The sequence below is a fragment of the Tyzzerella sp. An114 genome (assembly GCF_002161055.1).
In the GTDB taxonomy this organism is placed as follows: domain Bacteria; phylum Bacillota; class Clostridia; order Lachnospirales; family Anaerotignaceae; genus Fimicola; species Fimicola cottocaccae.
Genome location: NZ_NFLT01000002.1, coordinates 59,776 through 82,492 on the forward strand (window position 1 = coordinate 59,776; position 22,717 = coordinate 82,492).

A 22,717-nucleotide genomic window follows, 5' to 3' on the forward strand; every position below is an offset into this window, starting at 1 on the left:
ATATGACTATTGCAGGTATAATGCCAAATCTTGAAAAAGATGAGGATTTGTCTGTCACAAAAAGACTTATAACATTCCTTGAAAATAAAGGTTGTTGTCCTTATATACCTTGTGATATTGCTAAAAAATTTAATCTTGATAAATATGGTATTGATGAGGATAGATTATTTTCAATAGCTGATTTTATTATTGTTCTTGGAGGAGATGGAACACTCTTAGGAATAGGAAGAAGAACTGCAAAATATAATACTCCTCTTTTGGGTATTAATTTGGGAAACTTAGGTTTTCTTACGGCAGCAGACAATTTGGGGGCAGAATATGCTATTGAAAAAGTTTTGGAAAATGATTATAAAGTTGAAAAACGTCTAATGATAGAAGCGTATATAAATAAGGGTGATAATATTAATAATGATAGTATAATTGCTCTTAATGATATATGCATAACAAGAGGAGCATTTTCAAAACTTGTTGAAATAGATGTTTATGCTAATAAAGAGTATCTTGATACTGTTAGAGCTGATGGAATAATAATATCAACTCCAACAGGTTCAACAGCCTATAATCTTTCAGCAGGTGGCCCTATACTTAAGCCGGATACAAAGATTATGGCTATAACTCCAATATGCCCTCATAATCTTTATTCACGTTCCATAGTCATTTCTGCTGATGATGTTATTACTATGGTTATGCGTTCTAAAAGTAATGACAGTGAGTTTTTATTAAGTGCTGATGGACAGGACGCTATAAAAATGAAAAATAATGATATAGTTAGAATTAAAAAATCTCAATTCTATACAACTATAATAAAAACAGAAATGAAAAGTTTTTATGATATACTTAGAGAAAAATTGTCAGGAAACGGAGGTTAATGTATGAAAATTGCAAGACAGGCTAAAATTTTAGACCTTATAGAAAAAAATTCAATTGAAACACAGGACGAGCTGGCACAGAGACTTAAAGAGGCCGGTTTTGACGTTACACAGGCTACGGTTTCCCGTGACATAAGAGAAATGAAACTTACAAAAATAGCTACTGAAAACGGAAGACAGAAATACTCTGTACTTTCAAATACAGATAATGAGCTTTCAGAGAGACTTATAAGAGTTTTCAGAGAGGCTGTTATAAAAATAGATTATTCTCAAAATATGATAGTTGTAAAAACATTAAATGGTATGGGTATGGCTGTGGCTGTTGCCCTTGATAGTATGCAGAACAGCGAAATTTTAGGTACAATAGCCGGTGATGATACGGTTTTCTGTGTTGCTAGAGGAACACAACAGGCGATTACTATTATAGAGAAGCTCTATAAGGTGATACGTACAGAGTAAGGAGGTAACCCTCTATGCTAGAGAATATACGCATAAAAAATGTAGCACTCATAGAGGAAAGTGAAATAAAATTTAAAAAGGGATTAAATATACTTTCAGGTGAAACAGGAGCTGGAAAGTCTATGATTATAGATTCTATAAATTTTGCTTTAGGTAGCAGAGTAACTAGAGATTTTATAAGAAAAGATGAAGAAGTTGCTAAAGTTGAAGTGTTGTTTTCTGGAAATAAAAATATAAATGATATACTTTCTGAAAATGGTATTGATACTGAGGAAGACTATTCTATTATAATAAATCGTACATTTAATAATTCTGGAAAATCAGTATTTAGAGTTAATGGTACAATAGTTACAGCAGGAACTGTTAAAAGTATATCTGAAAATTTAATTGATATACATGGACAGCATGAACATCAATCCCTTTTAAATCCTAAAAAACATATATTTCTTTTAGATAAGTTCTGTGGGCAGAACCTTGATGAAAAACTCTCTATTTTAGGAGATTTATATTCTCAGTATAAAAGTATTGTAAAATCAATAGATGACCTTAACGGCGATGAAATGCAGAGAGCTCAAAGAATGGATATGCTCCGTTTTCAGAAAGAAGATATTGAAAATGCTAAACTTAAAAGGGGAGAGGAGGAAGAACTTAACGATAGAAGAAAAGTTCTTTCAAATCTTGAAAAAGTTGTGCGTCTTTCTGGTACAAGTCTTGAACTTTTATATGAGGGAAATGGTGAAAATTCTTCCGCTTCTGATAATATTTCAGAGGCTTTATATAATATAAATACACTTTCAGATATTGACCCTAGTGTTTCACAAATTGCAGAAAATCTTGAGACAGTTTCAGCTTTACTTGATGATGTTTGTCATGAACTTAAATCATATTTTAGAAGTGTTGAGTCTGACCCTGACGAACTTGTGGAAATTGATGAGAGATTAAATCTTATTTATGGTCTTAAAAGAAAATATGGAAAGAATATAGATGAAATACTTAATTTTTACGATAAAATTACAAAAGAACTTGATTTTATGGAAAATAGTGAAGAAATATTGTCAGAGTTATATTCCAAAAAATCAAAACTTGAAAATAATATAAATTCTTTATGTGATGATATAAGTAAAATAAGAAAAGAAAAAGCTTTAATAATTGAAAAGTCTGTTGAAAAAGAGCTTAGAGATTTGGAGATGAAAAACGCTTCTTTTAAAATTTCTATAACAGATAAAAATATGTTTACGTCAAAGGGTAGAGATAATGTTGAATTTTTAATATCACCTAATATGGGAGAGGAGCTTAAACCTTTGGCAAAAATTGCTTCTGGTGGTGAAATGTCAAGAGTTATGCTTGCTCTAAAATCCATACTTTCAGAGGTTGATACAATAGATACATTTATATTTGATGAAATAGATACAGGTGTAAGTGGAAGAACTGCCCAGAAAGTGGCAGAAAAAATGTCACAGGTTAGTATTAAAAATCAGATTATATGTATAACACATCTTCCACAAATTGCAGCTATGGCTGATAGCCATTTTCTTATAGAGAAACATTCTGCTAATAATAGAACAACAACAGATATAATAGCTCTTTCAAAAGAAAAATCTATAAATGAAATAGGTCGTCTTATGGGTGGAGTTACTATAACAGAAGCTACACTTCAGGCGGCGGAAGATATGAAAAAACAGGCCGATGGCTTTAAAATAGGAATAAGATTAAATAATTAATGGACTGAAATAAAAAAACGGAATATCAATATTCCGTTTTTGTTTCAGTCTTTTTTGTTGTATAAGTTTCTTTTTCTTCTGCCACTTTAAGAATACTTGTTGATGAGGCAGCGTTTTCGTCTATACTATCCCTTACAGAAAGATATTTCATATATCTGAGGAGTTCCTCTTTGTTGTCTTCGTCAAGTTTTGAAAAGAGATTTTTAAACTCCATAAAGCTTTCTGATGATTCTTCTTGAAGATAAGGATTTCTTATATCATTTACACATAAAAGATAGTCAACTGAAACATCAAAAAATTTAGCTATTTTTTTAATATCAGAAATGGACGGTTCGTTTCTTCCACTTTCGTAGTTTGATATTGCTGTATAGCCATAATTTAGTATTTCACCAAGCTTTTTCTGTGTATGATGTTTTTCTTTTCTTAAAAATCTGAGCCTGTCTTTGAACTCCATAACAACCCTCCTCATTAAAAGTATATCAAGTTTTTGTTATTGTATTCGTTGTCATACATGTATTATAGATATTATATTTTTATTCTGTATTCAAAAAAAGTAGCTATCACAAAACGGGAAAATATTATTTTTTAATACACAAAATGTGAAAAATAAATATGGTATATTGTATTCAAAATATCCGACAAAAATACTAGGATTTTTTTATGAAATCTATTGACAACAAATTCTCAAAATGGTATCTTATTATATGTAAATTCCTAGTAAACAACTCGGAATTTAAGTGAGGTGATATTATGAAAATTTCCACTAAAGGAAAATATGGGCTAAAAGCTATGATTGATATAGCTGTTTTTGGAAAAGATAATTGTATAAGTATAAAAAGTATTGCTGAAAGACAGCATATATCAGAAAGCTATCTTGAACAGCTTATACCTCCACTGAAAAAAGCCGGTCTTGTTAAGAGCGTTAGAGGTGCAGGAGGCGGTTATAGAATTGCTATGGACCCTAAAGATATAAAAGTCGGAAGCATACTAAGAGCCCTTGAGGATTCATTTTCTCAAGATTGCTGTAATGAAAAAACAGCTGCCTGTCCTGAAACTTGCACTTGTTGTGTGTCAAAGAGTGTATGGGAAAAAATGCAGGCTAGTCTTAATGAGGCAGCGGATTCAATAAATCTTGCTGAACTGGCAACAGAATACAAAGAGATTAATAATATAGAATAGATATAAAATTTTAAAAATGAGGGAGCAGTTAGTTATGGACAAAATGATTTATTTTGATAATGCAGCAACAACACCTGTAAGAAAAGAAGTTCTTGATGAAGTAATACCTTATTTCAGTGAACATTTCGGAAATGCTTCAAGTGTTTATAGTATAGCTAGAGAAAGTAAAAAAGCAATAGATAAAGCAAGAGAACAAGTTGCAAAGGCTCTTGGTGCTGAACCGGCAGAAATTTTCTTCACAGCTGGCGGTTCTGAAAGTGATAACTGGGCATTAAAGGGTATAGCTGATAGTATGTCATCAAAAGGAAAACATATTATAACTTCTAAAATTGAACATCATGCTATACTTCACACTTGTGAATATCTTGAATCAAAAGGATTTGAAATAACATATCTTCCTGTTGATGAATATGGAAAAGTAAGAATTGAAGATTTAAAGGCTGCTATAAGACCAGATACAATTCTTATATCAATTATGTTTGCAAATAACGAAATTGGTACAATAGAGCCTATTGCTGAGATTGGAAAAATAGCAAGAGAAAATAATATTTATTTCCATACAGACGCTGTTCAGGCTGTTGGTCATGTTAAAATAGATGTTAAAGAAATGAACATTGATATGCTTTCACTTTCAGGTCATAAACTTGGTGCACCTAAAGGAATTGGAGCATTATATATAAGAAAAGGCGTTAAATTAAAATCATTTATACATGGTGGTGCTCAGGAAAGAGGTAGACGTGCAGGAACTGAAAACGTTCCAGGAATTGTAGGTCTTGGAAAAGCTATTGAAATGGCAACAGCTGAGATGGACGAACTTTCACCAAAGCTTATAAAAATGAGAGATAAACTTATTACAGAGCTTACATCAAGAATAAGCCATACAAAACTTAATGGACACCCAACAGATAGACTTCCTGGAAATGTAAATCTTTCATTTGAGTTTATAGAGGGAGAGTCAATGCTTTTATTCCTTGATATGAATGGAATTTGTGCGTCAAGTGGTTCTGCTTGTACTTCAGGTTCTCTTGACCCTTCTCATGTTCTTCTTGCAATAGGTCTTCCTCATGAGAAAGCTCATGGTTCTTTGAGAATTACTCTTGGACACATGAACACAGAAGAAGAAGTTGATTATCTTATAGAAAAACTTCCACCTATTGTTCAAAGACTTAGAGATATGTCTCCACTTTATGAAGAATATATAAAAAACAATAAATAATAATAAATAAAACAGATTAACTGATTAATAATACAAATGTGCAATTAATTTAGGAGGATACAACTATGGAATACAGTGCAAAAGTTATGGACCATTTTATGAACCCAAGAAATGTGGGAGAAATTGAGGACGCTAGCGGCGTTGGTACAGTTGGTAATGCAAAATGTGGAGATATAATGAAAGTTTATCTTAAAATAGAAAATGGCATAATAGAAGATGCTAAATTCAAAACATTTGGTTGTGGTGCCGCTGTTGCAACAAGCAGTATGGCAACAGAGCTTGTAAAAGGTAAAACAATTAAAGAAGCTCTTGAAATCACAAATAAAGCTGTTATGGAGGCTCTTGATGGACTTCCACCAGTAAAAGTTCATTGTTCATGTCTTGCAGAGGAAGCACTTCATGCTGCTCTTTGGGACTATGCAGAGAAAAACAATATTGTTATAGAAGGTCTTGAAAAACCTGTAAATGATATAGAAGAACTTCATAATCTTCCAGAAGAATAATAAACCATATAATAATAAAAACTCCGGATTTTTGTCCGGAGTTTTTTATATATTAAATTTTTTAAATTAATTTTAATATAAAAATTGAGAGACTATTTTTATAAGGCTTTGCGAATTTTAAATTTATATTTTCTAATGATTTTATATTTATTTCTGTGTTTTTTTCCAATTTTACAATAGTTTGAGCACCATAACAATTTGTAGTATTACTTTTTTTGTTTGATACTTCTATTATTGTGCCTTCCAAAGCTTCATTATTTCCATATATAGCAAAGCTTGTTGATATTTCATCATTATAAGGTATATTTATTATATATTGAATATAATACCAACCTGCTGACTTAATTTTAATTGAGCCTTCATTATAATCAAAAATTTCGGTCATTACAGGCACATCATTAAAATCTATAATATTTGTATCTAAATCAGAAACAATATCTCCCGAGCGGGAAAAATAAGCAAATCCTCTTTTAGTATCACAGATGTTATTATCTAAAATACAACATGGATTTTCATAATATTCTTCTTTCATTTTGATTTCCTCTTTTCATTTTTATATATTATATGTAAAAACGAGGACAAGTGTTATTAAAAAAAGCAGTATATCAAATTTATTTTTTTGATATACTGCTTTTTGTTAAATATAGATTAATACTCTAAAATCAGATTTTTGTTGCGAAAGATTCACAGTCTGTACATTCTTTCTGTGTTGGGTTTACTTCGTGTGTACCTACCTGAATTGTGTCAAGAGTACAGTATCCTTTATCTCCACAATGATATGCACACTGGCTTACTGAACATTTAATGGCTTTGTTTGCTTTATCCATTTTAAATTCCTCCTTGGATTTTATTTTTTATTGCATTTATATTATTGTCCTTTTTTAAAAAAATATTTATGAATTATAAAATAAATTTTAATTTCACTTTACAACAATTTTTAAAGTCAATAAATAAGTTTAACTTTTTTAAAAATTTTAATCCATATACCTTTGGTTATTATGCTAAAAATATATTTTGCCCTACCACCATAGCAATATATGTGGTATAGTATTATGCAGACAACAATATGTTGTGTTAAAAAAGAAAAAAGGAGGCAGGAAAATATGATAAGAGTTATTAAAAAAGATAATACTCTTGAAGCGTTCAACTCTCAGAAGATTGCTAATGCTGTTAATAAATCGGCTGAGCGTGTTATGATAAAACTTACAGCGGAAAATTTAAAAGATATTTGCGGATATGTAGAGGAGCATATAAAGGAGGAAAAACTTACTCTTGTTCCTATACAGACTATGCACAACCTTGTGGAAAGTGCTCTTGAAAAAGTTAATCCTGCCGTTGCAAAGAGTTATAGAGATTATAGAAACTATAAACAGGATTTTGTTCATATGCTTGACGGTGTATATAAAAAAGCACAGTCAATAATGTATATTGGTGATAAGGACAATGCAAATACAGACAGTGCCCTTGTTGCTACAAAGAGAAGTCTTATATTTAATCAGCTTAATAAAGAACTTTATCAGAAGTTTTCTTTAAATGTTGAGGAATTACAGGCTTGTCGTGACGGATATATATATATTCATGATATGTCTGCAAGACGTGATACTATGAACTGCTGTCTTTTTGACATGGGTAATGTTTTAAAGGGCGGTTTTGAAATGGGAAATCTTTGGTATAATGAGCCTAAAACTCTTGATGTTGCTTTTGACGTTATAGGAGATGTTATACTTTCAACAGCAGCTCAGCAGTATGGCGGTTTTACAGTGCCACAGATTGATAATATATTAGCTCCATATGCAGAATTAAGTTATAAAAAATATTATAATGAAGAAATAGAAAAACAGAAATATTATGGTGTTGATGATGAAAAGTTTGCTGAGGAAACTGCTTTAAAGAAACTTAAAAGAGATTTTGAACAAGGTTTTCAGGGACTTGAGTATAAACTTAATTCTGTTGGTTCATCAAGAGGGGATTATCCTTTCGTTACAATGACAATAGGTCTTGGAAGAAGTAAGTTTGCTAAAATGGCAGCTATAACAATGCTTGAGGTTCATAGACATGGACAGGGCAAAAAAGATAATAAAAAACCTGTTCTTTTCCCTAAAATCGTATTTTTATATGATGAAAATCTTCACGGAGAAGGTGGAGAACTTGAAGATGTATTCAATGAAGGTGTTGAATGTTCAAGAAAAACAATGTATCCTGATTGGTTAAGTCTTACTGGTGAAGGGTATGTTGCTGAAATGTATAAAAAATATGGTGAGGTTATAAGCCCTATGGGTTGCCGTGCTTTCCTTTCTCCATGGTACGAAAGAGGCGGAATAAACCCTGCTGATGAAAATGATAAACCTGTTTTTGTTGGAAGATTTAATATAGGTGCTGTTTCCCTTCATCTTCCTATGATTTATGCTAAGGCTGAGGCTGAAAGTAAAGATTTTTATGAGGTTCTTGATTACTATCTTGAAATGATAAGAAAAATTCATCTTAAAACTTATGATTATCTTGGAGAGATGAGAGCTTCTACAAATCCTATGGCATACTGTGAAGGTGGTTTCTATGGTGGTCATCTAAATCAGCATGACAAAATAAAACCTCTCTTAAAGGCTGCTACTGCATCATTTGGTATCACTGCCCTTAATGAACTTCAGGAGCTTCACAATAAAAAATCTCTTGTTGAGGATGGAAATTTTGCCATTGAGGTTATGGAATATATAAATAAAAAAGTTGCACAGTTTAAGGCTGAGGACGGAAAACTTTATGCTCTTTATGGAACTCCTGCCGAAAGTCTCTGTGGACTTCAGGTAGAACAGTTTAGAAAAAAATTCGGTATTATAGAAAATGTTTCAGATAGACCATACGTTTCAAACTCATTCCATTGTCATGTAACAGAGGATATAACTCCTATACAGAAACAGGATTTAGAAAAAAGATTTTGGGACCTTATGAATGGTGGAAAAATTCAGTATGTAAAATATCCTATTGATTATAATAAAGAGGCTGTTAAAATTCTTATAAGACGTGCCATGAAAATGGGATTTTATGAAGGTGTAAACCTTTCTCTTGCATACTGTGACGACTGTGGTCATCAGGAACTTGAAATGGATGTATGCCCTAAATGTGGAAGCAAGAACCTTACAAAAATTGATAGAATGAATGGTTATCTTTCATATTCAAGAGTTAAAGGTGATACTCGTCTTAATAAAGCCAAAATGGCAGAAATTGCAGAAAGGAAATCAATGTGACATGAAGTTTCATAATATAACAAAGGACGATATGCTTAACGGGGAGGGTTTGAGAGTTGTCCTTTGGGTTTCGGGCTGTACTCATCATTGCAAAGATTGTCATAATCCTATAACATGGGATATTGATAGTGGTGTTGATTTTGATGAAAATGCAAAAGCTGAAATTTTTGAACAACTTGATAAAGATTATATAAATGGAATAACTCTTTCAGGTGGAGACCCTCTCCACCCTTGTAATATATGGGATATAGGTAATTTTGTTGAGGAGATAAAATCTAAATATCCAAATAAAACTATATGGCTCTATACAGGGTTTTTATGGGAGGAAGTCAGAAGACTTCCTTTCATGCAGTATATAGATGTTCTTGTTGATGGAAAGTTTATTTTAGAACTTAAAAATGTTAAATATCATTGGGCTGGAAGTACAAATCAAAGAGTTATTGATGTTAAAAAGAGCCTTGATACATCAGAAGTTGTTCTTTATGATAATAAATAAAAATATGGAGATTTTAAAATGATTATTAATTTAAAAAAAGTAAATGAAAATGCTATAATTCCTATAAGAGGAAGTGAATTTGCAGCAGGTTATGACCTTTATGCTTGTATAGATGAAGATGTTAAAATAAAAGCTGGAGAAACTTGTAAAATACCTACTGGTATAGCTGTTGAGATACCAGAAGGATATGCTGGTCTTGTTTATGCAAGAAGTGGACTTGCTTCTAAAAAAGGTCTTGCACCGGCAAATAAAGTTGGTGTTGTTGATGCTGATTATAGAGGAGAAATACTTGTTTTTATACATAACCATAGCAATGTTGATGCTGTAATTGAAAAAGGTGAGAGAGTTGCACAGCTTGTTGTCACTCCGTTCCTTTCTGTTGAATTTAATGAAGTTTCAGAGCTTTCCGACACTGTAAGAGGTGCTGGCGGTTTTGGTTCTACTGGTAGAAAATAAAAGGATGTCTTTTGACATCCTTTTATTTTTTATAAGTATTCATATTTTTTTATATAACATATTCCTACAACAGTAGGTCCGGCGTGAGTTGCTATTGTTGAGCCTAAAATAACAGATGGTTCTGTAATTTTAAAGCCTAAAAATGTAAGTTCTTCTGTTACAAATTTTATAGAGTCGTCTTTTATAACATTTATAAGCTGTATTTCATATTGGTCTTTTTCTTTCATAAGGTCTTCTTTTACATAATCAACAAGAGTTTGTAAAGCCTTTTTATGACCTCTTACTTTCTTTTCAGGTATAAGCTCTCCATTTTTCATTACTATTACAGGTTTTATATTTAAAAGTGCACCTGCAAAAGCACTGGCTTTTCCTATTCTTCCACCTTGTTTGAGATGTTCAAGGGAGTCAACTGTAAAATAAATTCTTGCAGTTTCTTTGACTTTGTTTATTGTTTCTATTGTCTTTTCATAGGAAAATCCTTTTCTTTGCATATCAACAGCATATTTTACTATTAGTCCTTCGGCAACAGTTACTTGTGTTGAGTCTATTACTGTTATTTTTCTTTCAGGATATTCTTCTTCAAGAATTTTTTTGGCATTTACAGCACTTGCATAAGAACCGCTAAATTTTGATGATAAACATATACATATTATGTCATCGCCATTTTTTAAATGTTTCTCAAAAACTTCTGAATAATCCTGTATAGTTGGCATTGATGTTTTTCCAAAAAGCTTTTCATCTATAAGTTTTTTATAGAAATCATCAATAGTAATTTCTGAAAGTTCTTTTTCATAATTTACGCCATCAAAAGATATATAAAATGAAACTGTATCAATATTTAATTCTTTTATTTCATCAGGTGTAAGGTCTGCTGATGTGTCACATACTATTTTAAATCCCATAATATCCCACCTTTAAACAAAATTCATGTTAATTTTATATATAAACACTAAATATGTCAACATTATATTATTTATTGACAAAATATTCAATAAACATAAAAATTTACATTCGTTGACTGTGTTTAAAATACTGCTGTATAATCTTTATTAAGTTAATATAAAGAGGTGAATTTTAGTTATGGGGAAAATACTTGTTATAGCTGAAAAACCTTCTGTGGCTTCTGATATAGCTAGAGTTTTGAAATGTAAAGATAGAGGAGAAGGTTTTTTATATAATGAAAAATATATTGTTTCATGGGCTATTGGTCATTTAGTGACACTTTTTGAGCCGGAAGATTATGATGTGTCTTTGAAAAAATGGTCTATGGATACTTTGCCGGTTTTACCTGAAAATATAAAATTGAAGGCTTTACCTAAAACAAAAAGTCAACTTAAAGTTTTAAGTAAACTTATGAATAGTAAAGATACTGAAAGTATAATATGTGCCACAGATAGTGGCCGTGAGGGGGAACTTATATTTAGATATATATATGATATAGTAAAATGTAAAAAGCCTTTTAAAAGACTTTGGATTTCAAGTATGACTGATACTGCTATAAATGAAGGATTTAAAAATCTTAAAAATGGCAGTGATTATGATAATCTTTTCCATTCTGCAAAATGTCGCTCTGAGGCTGATTGGCTTGTTGGAATAAATGCCACAAGAGCTTTTACTGTTAGACATAGAGCACTTTTAAGTATAGGCAGAGTTCAAACGCCTACCCTTGCCATGATTGTTTCAAGACAAAAAGAAATAGATAATTTTGTTCCTGAAGATTATTTTGAAGTTGAAAGTGATTATGGCGATTTTAAGGGTACATGGTTTAAATATCCTGACGATAAAGAGACTAAAATTAAAGATATAAATATTGCAAAAAACATTGTTGAAAGAGTTAAGGGTAAAAATGCAGTTGTCTATGATAATATTATAGAGGAGAAAAAACAAAATCACCCTTTACTTTTTGACCTTACAGAATTACAAAGAGAATGTAATAAGAAATATGGTTTTTCAGCTAAAAAAACTCTTGATATTGCTCAAGCATTATATGAAAAACATAAAGTGATAACATACCCAAGAACTGACAGTCGATATTTAAGTGATGATATGAAAAAGGAAATGGGTGAAATACTTAAAAAAATAGGGGATACAGGAAAATATTCAGAGTTTGTTGAGTACTCATTAAATAATATTAAAAATTCTCTCACAAAAAGAGTTTTTGACAATTCAAAAGTTTCAGACCACCATGCAATAATACCTACAAAGGGAAAGTTAAATATTGAAAAACTTTCAAGTGATGAGGAGAAAGTTTTTAATATAGTTGTATTAAGGTTTTTATCTGTATTTTATACCCCTTATATATATAATTCGGTAAAGATTTTTGTTAAAGTTGATAATGAACGTTTTATATCAAAGGGAACTGAGATTGTCCATAAAGGTTGGACTGTTTTATATGAGGGTTTTAATAATAAAAAAGATAGTAATGAAGTTATATTGCCTAAAGTAAATATTGGTGATAATTTGAATATTAAAAAATGTAAAGTTTTATCTAAAAAAACTATGCCGCCTAAACAGTATACAGAAGCTACAATATTATCTGCCATGGAGAATGCAGGAAAGTTTGTTGAAGATGAGGAGTTGAAAGAAAGCTTGAAAGAGTCGGGTATAGGAACTCCGGCAACAAGAGCTGCTATAATTGAAAGACTTATTTCTGTTGGATATGTTAGACGTTCTGGAAAAAATCTTGTGCCAACTGAAAAAGCTGAAAAATTGATTGAAATTGTGCCTGATGAGCTTAAATCTCCTGAGACAACAGGAAAATGGGAGAAAGGTCTTTCATCTATTGCAAAGGGAAAAATGACTTCTGAAAGATTTATGGGAAGTATTGAGAGATATGTTAGATTTTTAGTTGACAATGCTAAAAATTCTGATACCTCTGTTCAGTTTGAAAAAGAACAAAACAAAACTAAAACTAAAAAATCTGTTTCCGGTATAGGAAAATGTCCTATTTGTGGAAAAAGAATTTTTGAAAACACAAAGTCATTTTATTGTGAAGGCTGGAAAGAAGGCTGTAAATTTACAATTTGGAAAAATAGTCTTGAAGTTTATGGTGTAAATATAAATAAAACAAATGTGAAAAAACTTTTAAAAGAAAAAGAAATAAAAAATATTAAAATGTCACTTCCTCAAACTGGTGAAAAAGGATTGGGTGATGTTATACTTACTGTAAAGGATAATAGTGTTTTTATTGAAATTAAAAATTTTACAGTTAAAAGTTAGGAGGTTTTTTATGAGATATATAATTTTTATTGTGTCAATTTCAATATTAGATTTATTTTCAAAGTATGTTATAAAAAATAAAGTTTCTGTTAATACTAAAATAGAAATTTTAAAAGATAAACTTTATATATGGCACATAAAAAATAAAGGTACTGCATATAGTAAATTTGAGAAGTATCCTGACTTTGTTTTTATATCTTCTGGAATGCTTCTTTCCACAATTACAGTATATTTCATAAAACTTTTAAAAAAAGAAGGTCAAACATTTTTAAAAACTGGAATGGCTATGATTATAGGCGGTGCCATAGGAAATATTATTGAAAGAGGAACTAAAAGAGAGGTTACAGATTTCATTTATATAAAAACTAAAAATGCCCCTATATTTAATATTGCTGATGTTTTTATATTTATTGGAAGTGGAATTTCTATGTTGTCAAGTATTTTTTCTAAAAAATAAGTCGAAATATACAAATTTTAAGTCTTGCTAAATTATTATTTAGCTATTATAATAAATATAAAGGTTCCTGAAGTGTGCGACAACCTGTTGTTTTTGAACCTACATTACTTAAACGGGAATCCTATAAACGAAGAATATGTCAGGCCTCTTACTAATTCCCTTTGGGCTGAGGAAGGCAGAGTTTTAGTTGCGGATACCCACCTGGCTACGGCTAGGTGTCAGAAGGCAGGAACGGCATTTCGGGGATTTTTAAATTTTTCTTAAAGCTTCTGAATTTTGGACTCTCTCTTTTTTAAGAGAGAGTTCTTTTTTTGTCCAAATCTGCATATTATTTTTTATGAGAGGAGGACAAGGAGTTATGAAAAAATATATTATTATTTTTTTCGTTATTATATTTTCTTTTGTTTTGGTTTCTTGTGGTATGAGTGATAAAAATATCACTAAAAATCAAGTTATATATTATAATGAAGTTGGAAAAGTTGGGGAGGATTTGCCTGTAACTCGTATAGATGCAGCTGTGGCAATATCTTTTATATTTGATGATATTGAAAATATAAATAATATGGAAAAAAAGGCTCAATTTTCTGATGTTGATATTGAAAGTTATGAGTATAATTTTGTTAATTATGTTTTTTGTAAAGGAATTATGGTTGGTGAAGGTGAAAAATTTAAGCCTGATGAACCTTTAACTATTATACAAGCCCAATCTTTGATAGATTTGATAAATTCTGAAAATAAGACAAAAATAAAAATGTCTGATGATATAAAAAACAAAGCCATTTCTTATGCTTTATGGAATAGTCTTATTATTGATGTGGCTGAAAATATGGGTTGTAAAGAGGAAGAACTTAAAATTTTTGATGTTTCCGATAATAAAGATATATATTATACAGATAAGGGACAGTTTAATTTTTATAATGGCTCAGGCAATTTATTTGTAGGAAATACTGTTAAAGCTATTGTTAGAGGAAATAATATATTAGGCTTTACAGAGGTTTTACAAAATCAGATAGAATTTAAAAATATATTTGTTAAAAAAGAAAGTGAAAATACTGTTTCTGTAAATATTTTTTCAAGGAAAAAGATTTTTGATTACTCTATAAATGAAAATATATGTGGTGATATTGTTATAAAAAATAATGATATAGAAATTATACCAATAGAAAAATATAGTGATGATAAAATAAAGCTGGTTTCTGATGATTACATTGAAACTGAAAAAGACGGAAGAATTAATTATGATGAAAACTTTACAGTTTACAGAAAAGATGGAGTTTTAAGTGATAAATCAGAACTTCTGTGTGCTGAAAATTTGTGTGAAATATATATGAAAGAGGGTAAAGTTTGTTCTGTATGGTTTGAAAAAGCTAAAAAACCTGAAAATATGAGAGTTGTACTTTCTGATAATAATAAAGATGGATATATACAAAATGAAATAGTTTTGCGTTCTAAAGAGGGATTTAAACTTTTATATGGTAATAATGAGAAAGAGTTTTTGCCTGACGAGAGACTTATTATTGATATTAATAATTGTGGAGAATATTTTTCGAATAATTGCCGTATATACATAAAACCTTTAAATGGTGGTACAACCTCAATAGAAACTCTTACAAAGGCGAAAGCTTTACCTAAATATAGAGGAACTATTGAAATTGAAAAAAGGGATAGTGGTTTTGTTATAGTCAATGAATTGCCTTTTGAAGAATATCTTTATGGTGTTGTGCCCTGTGAAATGCCTGTATCTTTTGGAAAAGTTCCACTTATGGTTCAAGCTGTTACAGCTAGAAGTTATGGATATAATCAGTTCTTTTTAAATAGATTTTCTGAGTATGGTGCAAATATTGATGATACAGTAAATTCACAAGTTTATAATAATATGGGAGAATATGAGGAGTCTAATGAAGCTGTTGATGAGACAAAAAATATGTTTTTAACTTATGAAAACACTGTTATAAGTGCCAATTATTTTTCAACTTCCTTTGGATTTACAGCAAATTCCGGTGAGACTTGGGCAGATTCTGTTACAAAGGAATTTCCAAGTAATACACAGCCTTATCTTGTAAGTACTCCTCAATTTGAAAATAGTGAAATTTCAAGTCTTGAGAATGAAGATGATTTTAGAAAATTTCTTAAGAGTGATACAGAAACCTATGACAGCAGTTCTCCATGGTATAGATGGTATGTAAATATGACAGGTACAGAACTTTCTCAAGCTGTTAAAAAAAGCTCTGAAAATTTGTTTAAGAATAGTCCTGCTATGATGGAATATTCATCTAATGGTAAAGATTTTGAAAAGGGAAAAGTTTCAAATATAGGAAGAATTAAAAATATTGAAATAACAAAAAGAGGTCAGGGCGGAAATGTAATGACTATTGTTATAATAGGTGAAAGTGGTGCTATAAGAGTAAATGGTGAGTATAATATAAGAAAAATTATTCCTCCTAAAAGTTTTGTTAATGGAACTGATGTTATATTAAAATGTAAAAATGGAATGGAATTTAAAAATTTATCAATTATGCCTAGTGGATTTTTTACATTTGACTGTGAAAAAGATAGTAATGGATTTATAAGCAGTATAACATTTAAAGGTGGAGGAAATGGTCATGGTGTTGGAATGAGTCAAAACGGTGTTAAAGGAATGGCAGAAAAGGGATTTTCTTTTGAAGATATACTTGTTCATTATTTTAAAGGCTCATCTGTAAATACAATAGAATAATAAAAAATTTTGTTTTAAGGGACTGTTGTTTACAGTCCTTTAATTTTTAGTAAATATTTTGTAAATTTTCCATTGAAGTAAAATTCATATTGTATTATCATATTCCTAATAAATTCTTAAAAATCGACATAATTTAATAATATTTATTTGATTATGGTATAATAAGGGGGTAGGATATATGGATATACCTAAAATTTATAGAAAAAGATATATTCCTGATGAAATTATATATCTTAAAGATGATGAAATAATATTTATAGATGATAAAAGAGCAGTTACAAAATGGAATGTTATTCATCCAAGACATGATTTTTCAAAGTGTATATCATGCTATTTTATTGATGAGGGATATAAAATAAGTAAATTTATGAATGATGAAGGTAAACTTGTTTATTATTACTGTGATATAATAGACACTGTTTATGATAAAGAACAAAATACATATACTTTTTCAGACCTTCTTGCTGATGTTATAATATATCCTGATAGCAAAATTAAAGTTGTCGATATAGAGGAAATTGCTGATGCTTTGGATATGGGTATAATTGATTGTGATATGGCAAAGAAAGCGTTGAGAAGACTTGGAAAACTTCTTGATATTGTATATTCGGGAAAAGTCTTTGAACTTGTAGATGAGTTTTTTGGGAGATAATATTAAATGACTGAAAATTTACACGAAGGTCACAGAAAAAGACTTAAAGAACGTTTTAAAAATGAAGGTGCAAAAGCCTTTGATGACCATCAACTTTTAGAACTTCTTCTTTTTTACTGTATACCAAGAAGAGACACAAATGAAATTGCTCATCGTATAATAAAAGAGTTTGGCAGTTTGAGTATGCTTTTTTCAAGTAGACCTGAAGATATAGTTGAAAAAACTAATATAACAGAAAATGCAGCTATATTTTTAGCTATTCAAAGTGAAGTTGTAAGAAGAGCTAACTCTGGTAAATGGAATAAAAGAGAAACTAAAATATCATCTTCAAATGATGCCGGTGAATATGCTGTTTCATTGCTTGCTTATGAGAATTATGAAAATTTTTATGTTATTTCTCTTGATTCTCAAAAAAGACTTATAAATTCAAACTTAGTGAGTGAAGGCTCTGTTGATGAGGCTTTTATATATCCTAGAATTGTTGTTGAGTGTGCTTTAAGAAATAAAGCTAGCTCAATTATACTTGCCCATAACCACCCTGGTGGTAAACTTAAACCAAGTTTTCAAGACTTAGAATCAACTGCAAAAATTACAAAAGCTCTTAATATGATAGATATTGAAGTTTTAGACCACATTATTGTTGCTGACAATAAATATTTTAGTTTTGCAGATAATGGTCTTATAAAGAATTGCATAAAATAGGGAGGTAAATATTATGGAAAGAAAAATTTATAGGTCAACAACAGATAAAAAACTTAGCGGAGTATGTGCTGGTATTGCTAATTATGTAAATGCTGATGTTACTATTGTAAGACTTTTGTGGGCTGTAATAACATTTATGACAGGTTGTATTACTGGTGTTATTCTTTATGTTATATGTGCTCTTATAATACCAGAAGAACCAGAATATTATGATGCAGATTATAAAGAAAAATTATGATTATTAAATAAAAAGCGGGTATGTTACCCGCTTTTTATTTTTAAAAAATATTGTACAAAATATCATACATTTTTTAATACAAAAATATATTTAAAAATGTCTTTTATATTTGTTTTAAAGTAAAATATAATAAAATTTATATTTTAGTTTTATATAAAATAAGAAAATTGCTGGATTTTAGGGCAAAATTTTTTTGTCAAAATAGATGAATATCCTTGTAATTTAATAGTTTATATATTAAAATTATTTTATAGGTTATATTTTGACTCTAAAAAATAATTAATTTTTGAAATATTTATACTATTATTATTGTTTTTGATTTGTTACAATAATTATGATAATATGAATTAAATATATTTTTTGTAATAAAAATTACATGTATTATATATAAACTTGTCAAGAATTATATTATTAAAAATAGTCTTGAGAAGTGTCTTTTTATTTAGTAGCAAAATATAAATACAGATTAAATAAAATTCTGTTTCGGTCAAAATAATGCAAGACGATTTGTAAGGTTCTTTTTTACAGGGGTCGTTGAGTTTTGAAAATACTGGAAGGGAAAGTTATCCTCCAAATTTTAAATAATATACTCAGCTTAAAAAAGATATTATTTCAATTGGAGTTGTGAACAGAGTTGAAATTTTTTGTATTTCAATTTTGTTGACAATTAGCTTGCTTTTTAAAATTTTAATTCAGTTATATAAAAGGGTGGTACAATGGAGTTTCATCATATTTCAGTTTTACTTAATGAGTGTATAGAGAGTCTTAATATAAAACCAGATGGCATATATGTAGATGGTACTTTGGGAGGTGCTGGTCATTCCTATGAGATTTGTAAAAGGCTTACAACAGGAAGACTTATAGGTATTGACCAAGATATGAACGCCATAAATGCTGCCACAGAAAGACTTAAAGAGTTTAAAGATAAAGTCACTCTTGTACACAGCAATTTTTCAAATGTTAAACAAGTTTTTGAAGATTTAGGCATAGAAAAAGCGGATGGTTTTCTTCTTGATATAGGAGTTTCATCTCATCAGCTTGATGAGGCGGAAAGAGGTTTCTCATATATGCAAGATGCTCCTCTTGATATGCGTATGGATACAAGCCGTTCTTTAAGTGCCTATGAAGTTGTTAATGAATATAGTGAGAAAGAGCTTAATGATATTATATTTGAGTATGGTGAGGAGAGATGGGCTAAACGTATAGCAGAATTTATTGTTGCTGAAAGAAAAATAAAGCCTATTGAGACAACTTTTGAACTTGTTGATGTTATAAAAAAAGCAGTTCCTAAGGGAGCAAGAAAGGACGGGCCACACCCAGCAAAAAGAACTTTCCAAGCAATAAGAATAGAGGTAAACGGTGAGCTTGACGTTCTTAAAACTGCAATAAATGATATGACAGACCTTTTAAATCCAGAGGGAAGACTTGCAATAATAACTTTCCATTCTTTGGAAGATAGAATTGTAAAAAATGAGTTCAGAAAACAAGAAAATCCATGTACATGTCCAAGAGAATTTCCTGTATGTGTTTGTGGGAAAAAATCAAAAGGTAGAGTTGTTACAAGAAAACCAATACTTCCAAGCGATGAAGAACTTTCTGCAAACCATAGAGCAAGAAGTGCAAAATTAAGAGTTTTCGAACGAAAATAAAATTTTATTGAGGGGAGAGTATGGGGTATGGCTTCCGCCGGAAAAAATTCTAAGAAAAACAGAAATCGTGAATTGGGAAGGTATAACCGCTATACTAACAATGTTAACAATGGCTATAACACAACAAGTGTTGCTTATGAAACTGTCCCTCCATATTATCCAGACAACAATGAGGATAGGCAAAAAAAGAGGGAGCGTCTACTCAAAGAAAAAGAGGCAAGAGCGGAGAGAATCCGCAACAGAATAATAAGTTTTAAATTTGCTGTTGCTGTTGTTTTTGTTTTTGGCTGTTGTATACTTACAATGAGTTCTTATGCCAGAGTAGTTGAAAAAAGAGAGCAAATAAACAATTTGAAATCAGAACTTTCGGTTCTGCAAAGTGAAAATAACGCACTTTCCGCAGAAATAGCTGAACAAACAAATCTTGAGGTTATTGAAAAGGAAGCCATAGAAAGACTTGGAATGTCAAAACCTCAGCAATATCAGACTGTGTACATAGATGTTCCAGAACAAGGTTATACAATACAATATGATGATAATAATAATACAGATACTGAGGAAAAATTTTCAATATCAAATCTTTTTTCAAAGGCTTTGAGTATATTTAAAAAGGATTGATTTATATTGGCAAAGAAAAAGGGAATAATGCAAGGCAAACTGCTTTTTGTTATGATTTGTTTTACTGCTATTTTTTGTGGTCTTGCAGGTAGAGTGTATTATCTCAAAACTGTTAAAGGTGCAGAATATGAGCAGGAAGCTATAAGTCAACAGATAACAAGGTCTAATGATACAACAATACCTCCTAATAGAGGTTCTATTGTTGATAGAAATAAACAGCCTATGGCTGTAAGCAGTACTGTATATAATGTTGCTGTTGACCCTGTTATGATGAAAGAGCTTGATGATAATTACAAAGAACAGGTTGCCAATGGAAACAAAGAAGCTGTAAATGTAAAAGAAAATGTTATAACTGCTCTTAATGAGGTAATAGGTGTTGATAAAGATACATTGTATGATATTTTTTCCGTTGATGAAACAACTGGAGAACCTAAATACAATGTAAGATTTAAGTATGTTAAAAAAGGTATATCAAGAGATGAAAAGTTAGCCCTTGAGGAGAAAGGTGCAAAACTTTCAACAGCTGTTGTATATGAAAAAGATACAAAAAGAAATTATGTAATGAGCACAATTGCTTCAAATGTTTTAGGTTTTATTCGTGGTGATACAAAATGGGGACTTGAAGCTCAATATGATAAAGAAATGAGCGGAGTTCCAGGACGTTCTTTTATAACTTATGACAGTGCTGCAAGTGCTGTAACTAATGAAATACTTCCACAAGACGGAAATACTGTTGTTACAACTTTAGATTACACTATACAACAGTATGCTGAACAGGTAGCGAAAAAAGCTATGGCTGACCATAATCCTGATAATGTTTCTGTTATTGTTATGAACCCTAATAGTGGAGAGATATATGCTATGGCACAGGGTAAAACATTTGATGGAAATAATCCTTCCCAGCCATTAGAGCTTTCAACAAATCCAGATTTTGCAACAACTTGGGAAGCAATGACTGATGAACAAAAATATGAATACTTAAATAATACATGGAATAACTTTAATGTTTCAAGTAGCTTTGAGCCAGGTTCAATATTTAAGCCTATGGTTGTAGCTGCCTGCCTTGAAGAAGGAGTTATAACTCCAAATACAACATTTAATTGTACAGGTAGCCGTAGTGTTGGAGGTTGGAATATACCTTGTCATCTTACTAGTGGTCATGGAATTATAAATGTTGAAGGTGTTCTTGCTGAGTCTTGTAATGTTGGTATGATGGATATGGCTGCGATGCTTGGAGCTGAAAAATTTTATCAGTACCAGAAAGATTTTGGAGTTGGTGAGCTTACAGGCATAGACCTTCCAGGGGAAGCAGCTGTTTCAAGTATTATGTATCCTATGCAAGATATAGGTCCGTCAGAACTTGCAACAATGTCTTTTGGTCAGTCATTTAGTACTACACCTATACAGATTATAAATGCTTTTTGTTCTGTTATAAATGGTGGAAAACTTATGAGACCATATATTGTAAGTCAAATTTTAGATGCTGATGGAAATGTTATTGAAGAGAAACAGCCTGAAATAATACGTCGTGTTATATCAAAAGAGACATCAGATATTGTAAGAAAAGATATGGAGTCAACTCTCACAGTTGGTACAGGTAAAAAAGCAAGAATAGAAGGTTATGCTATTGGTGGTAAAACAGGTACTGCTCAGCAGGGAAAACGTTCTGATTATATTCATACAGTTTCATTTGTATCATACTATCCTATTGATAATCCTGAAATAATATCTATGGTAGTTGTACATAAACCGGAACAATATATTGATGGTGTAACTTCTCCAGCTCCATATATGAAAGAGCTTATGGAAAATATAATACATTATAAATCCTATGAACCAGATTATCCTGATGAGATAGGTGAAGATTCAACATCAACAGTAGCAACACAAAAAGTTGCTATTGAGGAATACACAGGAAAATCTGCTTCTGAAATTGTAAATATACTTGATAGTTTAGGACTTACTTATGAAATAGTAGGAAGTGGAGACACAATAATAAATCAAGCACCTCATGGTGGCGTTGATGTTGATAAGGGTTCTAAAATACTTCTCTATGTTACAAAGGGTGAAGGTGAAGGAGACACAGTTCAAGTTCCTAATGTTTATGGAAAAACTTATGATGAGGCTGTTGCAGCTTTACAACAAGCTGGATTTGCTGTAACTTTTGAAGGTGAAACAGAAGGAAGTGTCGTTACATCTCAAAATCCTAAAGGTGAAGTTTTTGCACAAGCAGGTTCGGAAGTAAATATTATACTTAAAAAACAATAAACACAATAGAATACATACCCTGTCTTCAAAATAAAATATACAAATGAATTTTTGAAGGCA

General features: G+C 30.6%; 22 protein-coding genes and 1 other RNA gene. 19 read left to right on the forward strand and 4 right to left on the reverse strand.

The features are described from left to right. Positions 1-2: 2 nt before the first annotated feature. The 3 genes from B5E58_RS02120 to recN are packed head-to-tail and all read left to right on the forward strand — an operon-like array spanning position 3 to position 3,049. Entirely contained in the window at positions 3-869 is an 867-nt protein-coding gene (locus tag B5E58_RS02120; RefSeq protein WP_088108038.1) for an NAD(+)/NADH kinase, read from the forward strand. A 3-nt stretch (positions 870-872) separates the two neighbouring features. Further along, a complete protein-coding gene (locus B5E58_RS02125) occupies positions 873-1,328 on the forward strand; it encodes an arginine repressor (protein ID WP_088108039.1) in 456 nt (151 codons plus the stop codon). 14 nt (positions 1,329-1,342) lie between these two features. Further along, the gene (gene recN / locus B5E58_RS02130) at positions 1,343-3,049 is read left to right on the forward strand and encodes a DNA repair protein RecN (RefSeq protein WP_088108040.1); all 1,707 of its coding nucleotides are present in this window, start codon (positions 1,343-1,345) and stop codon (positions 3,047-3,049) included. Between the two features lie 25 nt (positions 3,050-3,074). Here the strand turns inward: recN and B5E58_RS02135 are convergent, their stop codons facing one another. Further along, on the reverse strand, positions 3,075-3,503 hold the full coding sequence (locus B5E58_RS02135; protein WP_158097643.1) for a helix-turn-helix domain-containing protein: 429 nt from the start codon (positions 3,501-3,503) through the stop codon (positions 3,075-3,077). A gap of 296 nt (positions 3,504-3,799) precedes the next feature. Here B5E58_RS02135 and B5E58_RS02140 point away from each other — a divergent pair, with 296 nt between their 5' ends. The 3 genes from B5E58_RS02140 to nifU all read left to right on the forward strand — a co-directional run bounded on the left by B5E58_RS02140 (position 3,800) and on the right by nifU (position 5,947). Continuing rightward, on the forward strand, positions 3,800-4,228 hold the full coding sequence (locus tag B5E58_RS02140) for an RrF2 family transcriptional regulator (RefSeq protein ID WP_088108042.1): 429 nt from the start codon (positions 3,800-3,802) through the stop codon (positions 4,226-4,228). Positions 4,229-4,262: 34 nt separating this feature from the next. Further along, the gene (gene nifS, locus B5E58_RS02145) at positions 4,263-5,444 is read left to right on the forward strand and encodes a cysteine desulfurase NifS (RefSeq protein ID WP_088108043.1); all 1,182 of its coding nucleotides are present in this window, start codon (positions 4,263-4,265) and stop codon (positions 5,442-5,444) included. A 65-nt stretch (positions 5,445-5,509) separates the two neighbouring features. Beyond that, a complete protein-coding gene (gene nifU / locus B5E58_RS02150) occupies positions 5,510-5,947 on the forward strand; it encodes a Fe-S cluster assembly scaffold protein NifU (protein WP_088108044.1) in 438 nt (145 codons plus the stop codon). A gap of 61 nt (positions 5,948-6,008) precedes the next feature. Here nifU and B5E58_RS02155 read toward each other — a convergent pair whose 3' ends face one another. Further along, positions 6,009-6,479, reverse strand: coding sequence for a hypothetical protein (locus B5E58_RS02155; protein WP_088108045.1), 471 nt, complete (start codon positions 6,477-6,479; stop codon positions 6,009-6,011). 130 nt (positions 6,480-6,609) lie between these two features. Continuing rightward, positions 6,610-6,774 (reverse strand): DUF1540 domain-containing protein, encoded by a 165-nt coding sequence (locus tag B5E58_RS02160; protein WP_088108046.1) that lies wholly within the window; start codon positions 6,772-6,774, stop codon positions 6,610-6,612. Positions 6,775-7,050: 276 nt separating this feature from the next. On the opposite strand from B5E58_RS02160, the gene nrdD reads away from it, so the two are divergent. The 3 genes from nrdD to dut are packed head-to-tail and all read left to right on the forward strand — an operon-like array spanning position 7,051 to position 10,138. Next, complete coding sequence (nrdD, locus tag B5E58_RS02165; RefSeq protein ID WP_088108047.1) at positions 7,051-9,186, forward strand: anaerobic ribonucleoside-triphosphate reductase; 2,136 nt, start codon at positions 7,051-7,053, stop codon at positions 9,184-9,186. Between the two features lies 1 nt (position 9,187). Continuing rightward, positions 9,188-9,682 (forward strand): anaerobic ribonucleoside-triphosphate reductase activating protein, encoded by a 495-nt coding sequence (gene nrdG, locus B5E58_RS02170; protein WP_088108048.1) that lies wholly within the window; start codon positions 9,188-9,190, stop codon positions 9,680-9,682. Positions 9,683-9,700: 18 nt separating this feature from the next. Next, entirely contained in the window at positions 9,701-10,138 is a 438-nt protein-coding gene (gene dut / locus B5E58_RS02175) for a dUTP diphosphatase (RefSeq protein ID WP_088108049.1), read from the forward strand. A 29-nt stretch (positions 10,139-10,167) separates the two neighbouring features. Here the strand turns inward: dut and B5E58_RS02180 are convergent, their stop codons facing one another. Continuing rightward, positions 10,168-11,040, reverse strand: coding sequence for a DegV family protein (locus tag B5E58_RS02180; protein WP_088108050.1), 873 nt, complete (start codon positions 11,038-11,040; stop codon positions 10,168-10,170). Positions 11,041-11,218: 178 nt separating this feature from the next. Between B5E58_RS02180 and B5E58_RS02185 the strand changes: the two genes are divergently transcribed. The 10 genes from B5E58_RS02185 to B5E58_RS02230 all read left to right on the forward strand — a co-directional run bounded on the left by B5E58_RS02185 (position 11,219) and on the right by B5E58_RS02230 (position 22,657). After that, the gene (locus tag B5E58_RS02185) at positions 11,219-13,357 is read left to right on the forward strand and encodes a DNA topoisomerase III (protein WP_088108051.1); all 2,139 of its coding nucleotides are present in this window, start codon (positions 11,219-11,221) and stop codon (positions 13,355-13,357) included. Positions 13,358-13,367: 10 nt separating this feature from the next. Next, the gene (gene lspA, locus B5E58_RS02190; RefSeq protein WP_088108052.1) at positions 13,368-13,814 is read left to right on the forward strand and encodes a signal peptidase II; all 447 of its coding nucleotides are present in this window, start codon (positions 13,368-13,370) and stop codon (positions 13,812-13,814) included. A gap of 61 nt (positions 13,815-13,875) precedes the next feature. Continuing rightward, a non-coding RNA gene (gene ssrS, locus B5E58_RS02195) (6S RNA) lies at positions 13,876-14,064 on the forward strand. 108 nt (positions 14,065-14,172) lie between these two features. Beyond that, complete coding sequence (locus B5E58_RS02200; protein ID WP_158097644.1) at positions 14,173-16,530, forward strand: SpoIID/LytB domain-containing protein; 2,358 nt, start codon at positions 14,173-14,175, stop codon at positions 16,528-16,530. A 178-nt stretch (positions 16,531-16,708) separates the two neighbouring features. After that, a complete protein-coding gene (locus tag B5E58_RS02205) occupies positions 16,709-17,182 on the forward strand; it encodes a DUF402 domain-containing protein (RefSeq protein WP_088108054.1) in 474 nt (157 codons plus the stop codon). Positions 17,183-17,188: 6 nt separating this feature from the next. Further along, positions 17,189-17,884, forward strand: coding sequence for a RadC family protein (gene radC / locus B5E58_RS02210; protein ID WP_088108055.1), 696 nt, complete (start codon positions 17,189-17,191; stop codon positions 17,882-17,884). Positions 17,885-17,897: 13 nt separating this feature from the next. Continuing rightward, a complete protein-coding gene (locus B5E58_RS02215; RefSeq protein WP_088108056.1) occupies positions 17,898-18,122 on the forward strand; it encodes a PspC domain-containing protein in 225 nt (74 codons plus the stop codon). A 716-nt stretch (positions 18,123-18,838) separates the two neighbouring features. Beyond that, the gene (rsmH, locus tag B5E58_RS02220; protein ID WP_088108057.1) at positions 18,839-19,771 is read left to right on the forward strand and encodes a 16S rRNA (cytosine(1402)-N(4))-methyltransferase RsmH; all 933 of its coding nucleotides are present in this window, start codon (positions 18,839-18,841) and stop codon (positions 19,769-19,771) included. Between the two features lie 27 nt (positions 19,772-19,798). Further along, positions 19,799-20,389: an FtsB family cell division protein gene (locus tag B5E58_RS02225; RefSeq protein WP_088108058.1), complete on the forward strand. Its 591-nt coding sequence runs from the start codon at positions 19,799-19,801 to the stop codon at positions 20,387-20,389. A gap of 6 nt (positions 20,390-20,395) precedes the next feature. Next, a complete protein-coding gene (locus tag B5E58_RS02230) occupies positions 20,396-22,657 on the forward strand; it encodes a penicillin-binding transpeptidase domain-containing protein (RefSeq protein ID WP_088108059.1) in 2,262 nt (753 codons plus the stop codon). The last annotated feature ends 60 nt before the right edge of the window (positions 22,658-22,717 follow it).